The organism is Halobiforma lacisalsi AJ5 (assembly GCF_000226975.2).
Taxonomy (GTDB): domain Archaea; phylum Halobacteriota; class Halobacteria; order Halobacteriales; family Natrialbaceae; genus Natronobacterium; species Natronobacterium lacisalsi.
This window is the reverse complement of the sequence record NZ_CP019286.1, coordinates 161,980-174,520: the sequence shown is the minus strand read 5'-3', so window position 1 is coordinate 174,520 and position 12,541 is coordinate 161,980. Positions and strand designations below refer to the sequence as shown.

Annotated in this window: 10 protein-coding genes and 1 pseudogene; all 11 read right to left on the bottom strand. The window is 62.3% G+C overall.

Going from position 1 to position 12,541, the window contains the following annotated elements:
• Positions 1–510 carry a hypothetical protein gene (locus CHINAEXTREME_RS21030; RefSeq protein ID WP_007143096.1) on the bottom strand — a complete coding sequence of 170 codons (510 nt, stop codon included), beginning with the start codon at positions 508–510 and terminating at the stop codon, positions 1–3.
• Positions 507–1,106 carry a DUF7437 domain-containing protein gene (locus tag CHINAEXTREME_RS21025; protein ID WP_007143095.1) on the bottom strand — a complete coding sequence of 200 codons (600 nt, stop codon included), beginning with the start codon at positions 1,104–1,106 and terminating at the stop codon, positions 507–509. The genes CHINAEXTREME_RS21030 and CHINAEXTREME_RS21025 overlap by 4 nt, the downstream gene beginning before the upstream one ends.
• A gap of 49 nt (positions 1,107–1,155) precedes the next feature.
• Complete coding sequence (locus tag CHINAEXTREME_RS21020) at positions 1,156–1,491, bottom strand: DUF7558 family protein (RefSeq protein ID WP_007143094.1); 336 nt, start codon at positions 1,489–1,491, stop codon at positions 1,156–1,158.
• Positions 1,491–1,781: a hypothetical protein gene (locus tag CHINAEXTREME_RS21015; RefSeq protein ID WP_007143093.1), complete on the bottom strand. Its 291-nt coding sequence runs from the start codon at positions 1,779–1,781 to the stop codon at positions 1,491–1,493. The genes CHINAEXTREME_RS21020 and CHINAEXTREME_RS21015 overlap by 1 nt, the downstream gene beginning before the upstream one ends.
• A gap of 129 nt (positions 1,782–1,910) precedes the next feature.
• Positions 1,911–2,456 carry a hypothetical protein gene (locus CHINAEXTREME_RS21010; protein WP_007143092.1) on the bottom strand — a complete coding sequence of 182 codons (546 nt, stop codon included), beginning with the start codon at positions 2,454–2,456 and terminating at the stop codon, positions 1,911–1,913.
• A 181-nt stretch (positions 2,457–2,637) separates the two neighbouring features.
• The gene (locus tag CHINAEXTREME_RS21005; RefSeq protein ID WP_007143091.1) at positions 2,638–3,078 is read right to left on the bottom strand and encodes a hypothetical protein; all 441 of its coding nucleotides are present in this window, start codon (positions 3,076–3,078) and stop codon (positions 2,638–2,640) included.
• A 542-nt stretch (positions 3,079–3,620) separates the two neighbouring features.
• Entirely contained in the window at positions 3,621–5,147 is a 1,527-nt protein-coding gene (locus tag CHINAEXTREME_RS21000) for a primase-associated protein (RefSeq protein WP_007143090.1), read from the bottom strand.
• On the bottom strand, positions 5,144–6,028 hold the full coding sequence (locus CHINAEXTREME_RS20995; RefSeq protein WP_007143089.1) for a bifunctional DNA primase/polymerase: 885 nt from the start codon (positions 6,026–6,028) through the stop codon (positions 5,144–5,146). Before CHINAEXTREME_RS20995 ends, CHINAEXTREME_RS21000 begins: the two co-directional genes overlap by 4 nt.
• Positions 6,025–9,849 carry an ATP-binding protein gene (locus CHINAEXTREME_RS20990; protein ID WP_007143088.1) on the bottom strand — a complete coding sequence of 1,275 codons (3,825 nt, stop codon included), beginning with the start codon at positions 9,847–9,849 and terminating at the stop codon, positions 6,025–6,027. Before CHINAEXTREME_RS20990 ends, CHINAEXTREME_RS20995 begins: the two co-directional genes overlap by 4 nt.
• Entirely contained in the window at positions 9,842–12,076 is a 2,235-nt protein-coding gene (locus tag CHINAEXTREME_RS20985; protein WP_193790383.1) for a VirB4 family type IV secretion system protein, read from the bottom strand. Before CHINAEXTREME_RS20985 ends, CHINAEXTREME_RS20990 begins: the two co-directional genes overlap by 8 nt.
• Positions 12,060–12,524: pseudogene (locus CHINAEXTREME_RS20980) on the bottom strand (hypothetical protein); the annotation flags it as partial. The pseudogene CHINAEXTREME_RS20980 and the gene CHINAEXTREME_RS20985, both read right to left, overlap by 17 nt.
• Positions 12,525–12,541 lie beyond the last annotated feature (17 nt).

Genomic DNA, 12,541 nt, shown 5'->3' with positions numbered 1-12,541 from the left:
TCAGCTGTCGCCGGCGACCAGGTCCTCGATGAACCGGAAGCCATTCACGAACGTCACCGAGTCACCGTACCCCTCGCTCGCGAGGACGGTTTCGGCTCCCTCGCCGGCCGCGATATCGGTCGTGTAGATGTACACATCGGTCGCCGTCCCCGCACTGAGGTGCTGGGCAGCTAAGGCGGCGAGGGCGGCATCGGCCCGCTCGACCTCGTCGGCGGGTCGGTCGTCGGCGTTCGCGATGTACCGCTGGACACCATCCATCACCCACGAGACGACCGGCTCGGAGAACTCGAGCGGCGCCGCAACCGTCGTCCAGCCCTCGTCGATAGCAGCGTCGATAGGTGGTGCCTCGACGTCGGGCTCGTCGATGGTCAGCTCCTCGTACACCCGTTCGGGCAGGACGAAGGTGATGTCGTTCCGGCGAGCGAACCGCCGAACGGCCTGGTACCGATGGTTCGACGGCTGCCCCATCGCAACGAACAGGCCGGTGTCGGCGATGTGGTGCCAGCTCACGCGTCGTCAGCCGCGTCGCCGTCGTCGATATCCAACTCGTCGAGTCCCGCCCCAGACTCCTCGATGTCGTAGTGTTCGTGGACGACGGGCCGGAGCGCCTGGAGGATCATCTCCGCAGCTAGCGGCGAGATGTCCAGATCCTCAGCCATCAGCCGGTGGGTCACCTCACCGCGTTCACGGGCGACGGCGTAGGTGAGTGCCGTTGCGAGGCCGGCGACGCCGTGGCGGTCGATGTAGGTGTCGATGTCGGCGTCTGTCTCTCGGTGGCCGACGGCGTCGATGAGCGCCGGCGTGATCGTGTACTCGCGGTCGCCCGCGGCCGTCGTCACGGTTAGGTCGATCTCCCGAGCAGCGTACCAGCGTGGCTGTTCGTCGTCGGTGATGTCGACGACGCCGGCGTCGACGAGCCGGTTGACGTAGCTGTAGGCCGTCCCCTGGGCGAGCTCGAGGTCGTCCATCACGTTCTGGACGGTCGCCTCCCCCTCCCGAGCGAGGTACGCGTACAGCTGGGCGAGCTGTGGTTCCTCGAGGAGATCGGCGACCGAGAGGAAGTCCTGGACGATGTCGCCGTCGGCGCGGTTTGAGGTGCGTGACACGATTCGGTCTTAATTACAGTTTACAGCGAAACAGTAAAGAGTGTTTGGGTCACTCCGCCGGCGTCGAGACGAGATGCTCCTCGAGGTCGCGCGTCCAGTACGTCGCGAGCCCGCCCGGGCTACAGCGGGCGCACAGCTGCAACGGGCCTTCCAGATGCCCGAGTTCCACCCGGAACCGCGTGAGCGCTGCGAGCGTGTCGACGACCAGCCCACAGCCGTCACAGGCGACATGATCGCGCCCGTCGGGATCCGGCTCGGTCTGGATGGCACAGTCGACGCAGATTGGGTGGGTGACCCGTTCATCCTGCCCCCAGGTGTGAGCCTCACCAGTTTCGGTGCCGGGCGGGGCATCACAGAACGCACAGCCAGTGAGCGTCTGCTGCATCACTCGCCCTCCGCGTCAGCGTCGCGGCCGGCCGTCCAGCCGCGATGGAAGACGGCCAGCTGCGTCGTCGAGTCGAACGCGGCGCCGCTCGGTTCGTGAACCAGAACTTGGTCTTCAGGAACCGGAGTGACGACGTCCGCGTCGACGAGGTCGTTGACCAGGCGCTGGGCCGTCGCGTCGTCGATGTCCACCGTGTCAACCCGGGCGGCGTCTCGGTCCTGGGCGAGCTGTTCCTTCTCGAACTGTTCGTAGTCAGCACTCGTGTCGTCGTGCGGATCGGGACCAGCCATAATGGGTCACGCAGCGCACACTGTCGCGCGCTGCACGCCTCCCGGCGTGCACGAGAAACAGCGTTCTCGTGCGCACACCAGAACGCGGAGCGTTCTGGGGACGCCGATAAACAGTCAGGAGTGCCAGCGTCAGTCAGGTCGCGGATCGCGATAGCCGATGACGGCGACGTCGTCGATGAACAGGACGCCCTTCATGAAGTCGAGCTTGGTCAGGCTGTGCCGGTAGAGGTTATGACGACCAAGGTAGTTTACTGGCACCACCAGACAGCCGAACTCGATTTTTGGCCGGCCGTCTTTCTGGGTGCGGTACCCCTTCTGGAACTTGAGGAGGTCGTCGCTGACGTTCTTCCGCTCGCTCTTCTCGACCTCGATGGCGATGCGGGCGTCGGCGTCGTAGAGGTCGACGCTGTAGTGAAACCCCTGATGCGACCAGAGCTTACAGTTCGGGTTGTAGCCGCCGGCGGCGTCCCCCTCGTACTCGTATTGCGAGAGCCCGTCGGCGATCGCGGCATCGAACCCACCGACCTCCGTGTGTTTCGTCGAGCCGTCGAAGACGCTGGCCGGGACGGCATCGACGGCTGCCCGAATCGACGCCAGCGCATCGTCCGGAAACGCCTCGGACGAGGTTTGGGCGCGGCGCTCGCTCAGTTTGGTGACCTCCTCGACAACGACCATACTCGCTCTCGAGGAGTAGCGGCCCGATAAAACCCGTCACGACGGCTGTTCGAGCCGACCGGCCGCCAGGATACACTCACTCGAGGTACTGGGCGGTGGGTGAGGGGAGGGGGTGGATCCAGCCCCAGAATTAACCAACACTGTGTCGGTATCGGTTCGGAATGTTGGTTAAGCCTAACCGCTACGGTGTTCGGAGCTCTCGAACTGGCTTCACGACGAAGGTATCTGGCTCGCTGGCTGCTCCTTCACCTGACCGCTTCGCCGGCGTCGAAGGCGACCGCGTGAGCTGGGTGATGAGCTCGTCGCGAACGGTTCGTCGAGGGACGGTGGTCTCGTGCCAGCCCAGTCGGTCGTCGAAGTGCCGTTTCTGGAACTGCTCGCCGACGTCGTCGGCGGCGACGTACTGCGTCCGCGTCGACCGCCCGACCTGGCGGGAGATGAAGACGGCCCCCACGGTTTCGTGCGTGAGTTCGACGAGAGCACACTCCACGAGGGCGACGACCGACGCGTGATCCCGGTCGGTCGGAACCGTCATCTCAAGGTCTCCCCACGGCGCCTTATCGTCAGGGGTGGTTTCTGCGTGATGCGCTGTCCGTGTCTTGCTGCGTCGTTCCGAAGCCATCGTCTATCGGGGGCACGTGATGCGCCCCGCCACCCCCTCGCGGGGGCGATAGACACCACCGAAACGCACGCCGTCAACCTATGCGCTAAATCTGATACGTCTGTGATTCCACTACCCCCGTGATGGCCCCTCGGCCTGAGAGAGCCGGCGGCCTTCGCACACTGCATATCGCCTCTTTCTTTGGACGAAAACCGCGTTATGCAAGACACTATAACGGCCTCAAATCGAAGAAAAACCCCGTCGGGCCGATTTGAAGCCGTAGAAAGTACCTCGACAAGTTCCGGGATAACCCTGTGGTTTCAAAAATTGCTCGACGGCGGGGTAACAAAGGTGATATCGGCTATATCTGACTTCCTTGGGGTCGCTGCTTCACCTATTCTGAGCCCCTCGAGGTTGTCCGTCTCGGCACTTCGAATTGTGGATCACCCCCGATTCTCTCGATTCTGGCCGTGTTAGCTGCTGAAAATTGCTCGACGGGGATTCAGAAGGGGGTATCTTTGGTCTACAAAACAATTCTCGACAATCTGAGAGAAGACTATGATTTAGAATTTCTCAGCGGGACCGGCGGACTGCTCGTCCACTTGCTCGTACATCTCATCCGGGAACGGGAGACTGCCCCAGATCGAGTAGGGACACTGGTCTTGGCCGATGCAGTAGCGTTGTAAATCGTCGTTATCGCAGTTCATCGGCAACGGCGTGTCGCCGTCGATGGTGTTCGAGAATTCGTAGCGGACCTGGTACTCGGTCTCCTGCTCGTCGTACCACGGCCACCGGGAGAAGATGTCCTTGAGGTCCGCGACGATCTCGTCGAGGCTGCTATCCTGGTACTGCGGGAGCCACATCACCATCCGCGCGAAGTTATAGAGGTCCTTCCGAACTGGCTTCTTCTCGTGTAGCCGCTCCTCCATATTCGCCATACAGGGGAGTTCGAAGAGATCCTCGATCTCTCGCACTTCGATCTGTTCAGCACCGGTCCCGGATCGCCCGATTCGGTACGTATTGACGCGCCCGTCGCGGTCGATCGTGACAGCCGAGTGGGATTCGTGGTCGGCCAAGTGCTTCGCGAGACTGCTTGGACTCGAGATCCAATCCCTCATAGAGGATTCCCACTCATCCTCGGCCTCATACGCCTCGACCGCTCGGTAGAGCTCCTTCGCCGTGTGGAACTCGCCCGTTTGCGCGACGTCATCGGAGGCATCACTCAGGGCCCGCCTGAGGACGCGGATCATCCGTTCCCCACGGTCCCAGTTCCGCCAGATTCGCTCGTGATGGCCAGCCTCGAGGAAGCGGTCGATCCGCTCCGTAATCGCCGACTCGTTCGTGGTCAGCCACGTCAGCTGGTCGTCGGAGAGCCCGTCTTCTTGCACCCGCAGGAGCTTCTTGAACGCCCGCTCAGCGTAGTCACGATACTTGCTATCGAAATCACCGACTGGGACGTACAGGTTGTTGTCTTTCACTCGCGTCAGTATCTCCCCGCCCTCGTCGGTCTCCGTCGACGACTTGCCCTCTGCTCGAACGAGACATTTGCGTGACGCTGCCGCCATCGGGATTTCGAGGTAGAGACCGTCCCCGAACTCTGGCATCTCCGTGATGCCCGTACAGACCCGCCCGGGATGTGGGCCATCCTCACCGGGCTCCTTGCTGTACAGCACGTCGGCGATGTCCTGCTGGAGTGCCCCATCGCCGTGGACGCGGATAAGGGAAGCGAGATTGTTGACGTACAGCTCTCGGATATTGTAGAGCACCTGGATGTTCCGTGGTGACGCGTGTTCGAACTTCGGGTGCTCTTTCACACAGATTGCACTCAACGTCGCGAGTACGGCAAGCGTCCCCGGCTCGTCGACGAACGGCTCTTCGGCGGCGTCGGCACGAACCTGCTCTTTGAACGCCGCCGTCCCGAACCGCTCGACGTCGTTCACGAGGTCCTCGGGTTGGTCCTCGCCGTCGACGACGTATCGATTGTAGCCACGCGTAAACAGCTGGTTGATGCGGGTCTCACCGTACTCTAGCGGGAGTGCCGCAACCCGATACGCCATGTCCTCGTCGTCGGTGGGCGTACTCGGACTCATTCGTCAATCACCTCCGGCGTCGCCGACCGAACGTCGAACGCCGGGCTCTCGATTGGTTGAACGATGCTACAGACGTCGGCGTGCAGCGAGTAGGGCAGGCGAGCGACACGCCGGCGGTCGGCCGTCACGACGGGGTCGATCGGGATGTCGTACGTCTCAAGGAGGAGGTCGTTCAACACCTCGCGACTCTGCTCGTCGTATCGGTGCGCCGGGTCGGTATCCAGCAGGTAGACGTGGACCCCCTGCCCGCTGTAGACAACCATCGTCTCCTCGGCGTCGAAATCGTCCTCGAAGATGTCGCGCACCTCGAACCCGTACTCGATGGCGCGGTCGATGTCTTCGAAGGCGTACGGATACCCCTCGGGAGCGGCGTCGAGGATCCCCGCAGCGTCGAGAAACGCATCGTCGTCCCGCTCGTCGACGTCCGCCGACACCAGCTCCTCCGCTCGGTCTCGGGCGATCTCTTTCGCGTCGATGTCGACGAGGAGGACCCAGGGTCGTTCCCAGTGATCCAGCGCGTAGTAGACGGCGTCGGGCCGTGGGTCCGGTTTCTCCAGCACTTCCGGATCAGCAAGCGCGAACTCGCTCCGCCCCAGCGGGTCGTTGCGCGCTGGATGCCGAATGAACGCAACGACATCCTCGAAGTCGTCGAACTCGGGCGTCGTTCGGTCGCCCGACGCATCTGTCTGCCATGTATCCCGCCGGATGAAGTCCTTGTTCGGTACCTCGTCTTTGCGAACCGGATGGGACTCTCGGAAGGCGACGGCGTACTGTTTCGGGCCGGTCGCCGTGATGAACTCGGGGAGGTTGTCGATGTAGCGCGGGAACTCCTCGGCGTAGTAGGCGTAGATCTCCTCACGAGTCGCCTGTCGCCACGTCATTGATTGACCTCCTGATCGAGATTTTTGAACCCTCGAACGGTGGTCATTCCCGCAGCATCGAAGTCCGCTACAGCGTCTTGGATCGTCGAGAACGACCGTGCATCCCGCCCGCTGACGCTCTCCTGGATCCGATCCGCGTCGGACAGCTTGTCCAGGACTTCGATGGCCGTCTCGCGGTTGTTGAATGCCCAGATTGCGTCTGCGTCTACCGAACGCAGCTTATCGTAATCGTCGACCGGCGCGTGGGTGTTGTTGCTCGGGAGTTCTGCTTCTCCGACCCAGACGAGTTCGCCACCCGCGTTAAAGCCGGCGACGTCGAACACGGTGTCGTCATCGTGTTCGTAGTACGGCTCGACACAGGTGACGTCGTCCCGCTGCTGAAGCCATAACTCGAGGAGCCTGACCCCAACCTTGTGCGGCGTTTTCTCGCCAATATCGCCCAGTCCGGGGCCCACCTGCAGCTTTTCGCCGAGGAGTTCACGCCCCGCTGGAAGGACAGTGTAGTATTTGCGACCACAGGCCGAGGCTTCCTCAACGAGGTTCTGGTCGATAAGGCGTTGGAAATTGAGCTCCTCGAACTCGTCTCGAAGCGCACGCATCGAGTCAAGAAGAGTGTACTCGCCGTCGTCCCTGTTCATCACGTCGAGGACCCGATTCAGGAACCGGACATCGTCACGGCTGAGCCCGCGTTGGCGGAGTTCGTCATCGGGAACGGGCACGCTGCTTTCCTGGATGGGCGTTGCCCCATTCTCCGGCTGCGCTGCTTGGTCGTCAGCTGGTTCCTCGTCCGTCTCGGTGGCCTGCCCGAACAGGGGGCTTATCTCTGTCTCGTCTGCATCAGGGTCGCTGTCAGTCTCGAGCTGCGTAGTCGACGTTGACGCGTCCTCGGTCGTCGATTCGCTGATGAACGCGGATTGCATTGGGTCGGTCGCTGCATCGTCGTCAGCAGCCGAGCCCGTCGTGTCGGCCCCCGAACTTCCCCAGCCAGTCTCCTCCGAGTTCGTGTTTGACCCAGCCGGCTCTGTAAGTCCGTACTGGGCCTGTGTACGCTCCATCATCCGTGGCCGGGACACGGACTCGAAATGGTCTTCCTGGGGCTCTGTGAGCGGCTGGTCGCTTTCTGGATGCCCCGGCGCAATCGGGAGCGGCTTCAGCGAAAACGGCGGCGGACCAGTCTCTCCGAACGACGGGCTCGGGAGCTGTGCGATCCACTCGCCACTTGGGAGCGTGTTGATTCGGTTGCGGAGTTCGGTCGGGCTGAGGTCCTCGTGCGCAAGCGACTCCGCGAGATCACGCTCGATCGAGATGTTGCCGATGAGCTTCGTCTTGATGTTATTCAGCACCTCGTCATAGGCCCGCTCGTTCCGGTTCCGCACCTGTTCGGGGAACTGCATCACGAGCCCCATACTCAGGCCGAACGATCGGCCCTGCGGCAGTAGCTGTTCGGAGACGAGCTTCGTCGACGCGACTGGGGCCGCCTCCTCGATGATGAGGTTCGTGAGCTTCTCGTAGTCGGTCTGGCCGTCGCGCCGGCGTACCTGGGCGGCGTCCCAGAGGTTGCTCAACAGCAGAAGGGTGATCGCCCGCTGGGCCTCTGGGCGGAGGTCGCCCAGGTCGAAGATGATGGTCGCATCTTCATCGAGGAACTCTCGGAAGTCAAAGCGGTTGTCGACGTACTCGCCGGCGTCGTTCTGCTCGGGAACGTGGCTGAAGATCCGCCGGAGATGCGCGTCCTCTTTGAGCTTGTCGAGGCGGTTCCCGACCGCGTCCATCGAGACCTGGAACTGACGGTCGTCCTTTGCGAAGTGGCGCGTCAGCGATTCCTCGATGTTCTGGTTGTCCGCTGAGACTGGGGGAATCGTCTGGTCGCGCTGCATCCGGAGGGCAGCAGCGAAGAGATCGTCCAGGCCAAACACGTCATTCCCGTACTCCTCGTCGAACAGTGCCTTGATCAGATAGCTGAGGATCTCGTTCGCGACGAACGCCTGGCCGTACTGCTCGCGGCCCATAATCATCCGGAGGATGTCGTGAAAGTGGTCGACTTTGTCCTGAATCGCGTCTTCCCGGTTGCGACCTGCTTCGAGCGCAGGGCGGATGTCGAAGAAGGAGAACGCGGGGATGGTCTCCGGGACGCGGAACTGGTAGACGTCGTCTAGGCCCCCGAACCGTTCGTAGTGGCAGCGCAGGTAGTTCTCGCACATCCCGTCGCCCTTAGGATCGACGAGGACAACGGGGCCACCAGTCGTCTCGCGGAGCGAGAGGGCGTCGTTGATGATGGCCTTCGACTTTCCACCGCCCGTTGACGCGAATCGGCCGTAATGCGTCGGCAACAGGTCCGGCGGGATCTGGATTGGGTCGGGTCGTGGCTCGCCGTTTTCGTCGAGCGCGTAGCCGATGGCCATCCCGTCTTGGAACTGCTGGATCAGATCCGGGTTCGGCCACGGTAGCGGGTTCCGACTCTGCTGTTCGGCCCTGGTCCCCCGCGACCCTTCGACGGTCAACTGTTCGGAGGAGGGGACGAGGACGAAGTTCGCGAGCTCCGTCCCACAGAGGACCAGCTCGGGGCGGGTCTTCCCCCTCCCCGTCGTCAGCTCGCGGTTGAGGAGGCGCTGAAGAGCGGCTTGTGCCTTCTTCTCCTTCGTTTTCTCACGGAAGCCGCTGTCCCGGAGGCGTTGCCCCTCGACCTCGTAGAACGGCCCATCAAGCGGGTCGAACACGGGGAGGAGCGAGTCCATCCGGCCATCGAGGTCGTCGCGGGTGTCGTCGGTAGGGACGCTGACGGCCCGAATGTTGACCGTGAACGACCGTTTGGCGTTCTTCGCGTCGATGTACTCGATCCGCTTCTCGACGGATTCACTAATCTGCCGTTCGTTTTGGTCGGTCCGCTGGTCCTCGACCTCGAGCAACGACCCGACGACCTCCTGGAAGAACGTGTCGCGGCCGTCGACGAGATCCTCTTTCCGCACCTCCGCGTCGGACTGCCAGCTGGCACGCCGTTGGAAGACGACCTGGAACGCGGTCGGCGCTGTCGCCTCCATCAGGTGGTCGATCAACGACGCCAGCGCCGCGCCCGGTTCGTCGACGGATGCGAGGTCGCCGTTCGTTTCCTCTGCCGTGAACGGCGTCAGCGAGGTCATCCAGTCCTGCTTTCGCGACGCGGAGCCACACCACCGGACACCGAGCGGCGAGACAGCGTCTTGTGCCGGGCGAGCCAGAATCGTTCCCGCCGGTGTCATCGTCGGCTTCTCGATGGCCCGTCGCTCTTCTTTGTCGTCTGGAAGTACATCGGGCGGCGCTAGTTCGAGGGCAGAGTCCCCGACAGTCACGTGATAATCAGGGACTCTGTTGGATGCCGTACCGCCGTCGACAACGGGGTCTGCGTCGGCTGACTCGGAGTCCACTGGTTCCTCGTCGACGATGTCGTACTGTTCTGCCGGGGCAAACTCGTACTGCAGCTGTCCGGCCTCGTAGTGGTCGACAAATTCCTGCGGTGTGAACTCGACTGGCTGAATGAGCCGAGCGGCGACATCGACGTCGACGCGCTCGATGTCGAACGTGGCCGGATAGATGGAACGGAGGCGCTTTTCGAGCGTATCGAGGTGCGCATCGGCCCCGTAGAAGAACTCCACCGGGTCGTCCGGGCCATCACTGATCGCGAGGAACTCAAATCGGGGTGGTGTCTCACTGTGGAGCGGGTTCAGCTTCGCCCCGAGGCCCGGCGAGCCGGGCGTGGTCAGTTTGTGGAGGCTGTCGAGGACTCGGGAGATACTCTCCAGATCGAGTCGCTCGGACGTCGGCGTAACGCGCAGGTACTCAGCCATCGTTCGTCTCCTCCGTAGATCCGCCATCTGGCTCAGCTTCGACGGCGTCTGGTTCCTCGTTCGGTGCGCTCGTTTCGTTCGTTCCGTTCGTTCCTCGGTGTTCGAGCTCTTCCTGGAACTCCAACATCTCAGTATCGACGGCGCTGTCCCCCGCTCCGGGTAGCGAGGAGCGAACTTGGGAGGTCGGGTCGAAGTCGATGACCTGCTTCTCCTTGGGCATCGCTTTGACCTGGATGCCGCGCCATTCGCCGTCGACGCCAACGAGCGCCTCGGAGAAGCCGGCGTCCTCGTTGCCTGGCACAGCATCTTGGACGAACCGCATCTGTGCGTAGTTCAGTCCGAACTCGTCAGCCCACTCCTCGTCCATCCCGTCGAGGCGGTGGAACTGCTTGACCGCACACTGGTCCAGAATCGCCTCGGATTCGGCGTGCTCGAAGAACTCGTCGACGGTCTGTGTGACCAGCCGGATCGAGAGGTCGTGATGCCGGTGATGGCGGAACACCGTCTCGAGGAATGCCAGACTCGCGGCATCCTGCATAATGTAGCGCGCTTCGTCAATGTAGAACACGACCTCCTTCTCCGAAACTTTCGCCCGCTCGTAGACCAACGAGATGAGTAGCTGCATCGTCAGCGCCGTGCTACTGTCGACGCTCCCTTCCTGCTGGGCGAGATCGAGGTAGATGACTTTCTCGTCCCGGATGTCGAAATCGGATTCCTGGCCAAGATTGGCGTGACGGCCACCTTCCTCGAAGGGGCGGAGCTGATCGAGAAGCCACGTCGCGTCCTTCTTGATCTTCCCGGCTTCCTCGTCGGACCGCACAACGAACTCTTCGGGGTTGTCGATCATATCCTCGAAGACATCCATCATATCACGAATCGTCGGGCTCAAGTTGCTGTGCGTCGAGATATCATCGGTGATCCCGTTGCGCTTGTATGCTCGCTTGAGTCCGAGTTCGAGCGTCGTCCGACGGTCGCCAAGCGAGATGCCGCGGAGCGCGAAGAAGTTCGTCAGGAAGCTCATCGCGTCGTCGAGCTTCTCGTTGAACGGGCTCGCGTCCTCGCCCATCGCCCGCTGGACGTGCTCGGGCGTCTCCCGAATCTCCAAGGGGTTCAGTCCGAGCGTCCCGCCGACGGTGATGCGTTTGGCGTCGAGGGCTTCGGCGACGCCGGCCCAGTTGTTCAGCGGCTCGAGGATGATGCCGATTCGGTCCTTGCTTTGCTCGATAGAGCGGATGAAGTTCTGCTTCGAACTGAACGATTTCCCCGACCCCGTATCGCCGACGGTGAACATCGCGTAACCGTTGTCCCGCGCGAACGGGTCGATGACCACCGGGCTCTGGTTGTCCTTGTGAATCCCGAACTCGACGCCGCCCTCCTCGAGGATCGTCGCGTTGTGCGGCGAGGAGAGCAACGCGCCGACGGCGCCGCCGAGCGCAATCGACGTCCGGCCGAATTCGTTGTCACCGATGGGCGCGGCGGACTGAAGGGCGAGATCCTGTCGACAGATCGCCGTCTTCGGCGTGAGGTTGGCCGGGTCGTCACGGAGCGCACTCTTGACCTTCTGGACGGCGTCCCTGAGCTCGTCCTTCTCGTCGGCCCGGACCGTGATGAACATTCCCTGGTCGAAGACGCTCGCGCCATTCTCGACGGCCGTGTACGTCGCTGCGGCTTCATTGGCACGCTCTTGTAGATAGGCACTCCGGACGCTTTGTTCGAGATCGGCGTCAACCTGGAGATCGTCGGCGATATCCTGCAGTTCGTTCCGTGCCCGTTCCTGATTCTTCGGGGTGATGTGGGCCGTCAGATCGAACTGGACGTCGGTCATCTCGAAAAGATCGCTCAGATAGCCATCGTTGGGATAGTCAGGATAGTCCGCGATGTACAGCGTCGTTGTCCACTGCTCGCCAACACGTGCGGCTCGTGTTTCCCACTCGATAGCGGCCGGGGCGGTGACCGTCTTGTGCGACTCGGCGATGTCGTCGAGTAACCGACGTTCGGCCCCGCCTTCCTCCAGCGTCTCTTCGTCAAGCAGATCCGAGAACTCGACCTCTTTTTCATCGTCCTCGGTATACCGGTCCCAGAGAAGTTTTCCACCGACGGTGAGAACGACTACGAGCCCGACGTAGAGGGCCGTACCTTCGGCTGAGGTCGGGTTCGATAGCCACTCCACAAGCTCGGCGACAGCACCGCTGCTCGTCTGGAGGATCACGTTACCCATCGTGGGCATCCTCCCGGCACGAGTGGCCGATAATCGGTTGTTCACGAACGACCCGTTCAGCCTCGTCATAGTCGTGTTCGCGGCCGTTCCAGAAGTCCATATTCATCACGAACAGCTCAACCGTGCTGAGCCGACGTGCCGACCACCCCGATGCCTGCTGAATGAATTCGGACCGCACATCGTTGACGCGGCTGTCGAGTTTCTCGAACATCTGGGCGCGACGCTCAACGTCGGTGAGATTCTCGCGTCGAGTAACGAACGGGTTAAACAGGAAACCGATGACGGGGAACTGAGTCAGCTTCTCGGCAGGGGTTCCCTCGTCGCGGAAGCGGTCGTAGACCTCCAGCGGCGTGACCTGAACGCCGATGTAATAGCGAACCTGCTGGATCCCCCGTTCACGCATCTCTTTCGGCCGCGTCTCCCGATACTCCTCGAGGAGTTCTTTGAAGATCGGGTATGTGTTTAGCCCGGGCT

Bases quoted from the DNA above. Each gene is read 5' to 3' on its own strand.
- CHINAEXTREME_RS21020 (WP_007143094.1), bottom strand. From the start codon at position 1,491: ATGCAGCAGACGCTCACTGGCTGTGCGTTCTGTGATGCCCCGCCCGGC.
- CHINAEXTREME_RS21015 (WP_007143093.1), bottom strand. From the start codon at position 1,781: ATGGCTGGTCCCGATCCGCACGACGACACGAGTGCTGACTACGAACAG.
- CHINAEXTREME_RS21010 (WP_007143092.1), bottom strand. From the start codon at position 2,456: ATGGTCGTTGTCGAGGAGGTCACCAAACTGAGCGAGCGCCGCGCCCAA.
- CHINAEXTREME_RS21005 (WP_007143091.1), bottom strand. From the start codon at position 3,078: ATGGCTTCGGAACGACGCAGCAAGACACGGACAGCGCATCACGCAGAA.
- CHINAEXTREME_RS21000 (WP_007143090.1), bottom strand. From the start codon at position 5,147: ATGAGTCCGAGTACGCCCACCGACGACGAGGACATGGCGTATCGGGTT.
- CHINAEXTREME_RS20995 (WP_007143089.1), bottom strand. From the start codon at position 6,028: ATGACGTGGCGACAGGCGACTCGTGAGGAGATCTACGCCTACTACGCC.
- CHINAEXTREME_RS20990 (WP_007143088.1), bottom strand. From the start codon at position 9,849: ATGGCTGAGTACCTGCGCGTTACGCCGACGTCCGAGCGACTCGATCTG.
- CHINAEXTREME_RS20985 (WP_193790383.1), bottom strand. From the start codon at position 12,076: ATGCCCACGATGGGTAACGTGATCCTCCAGACGAGCAGCGGTGCTGTC.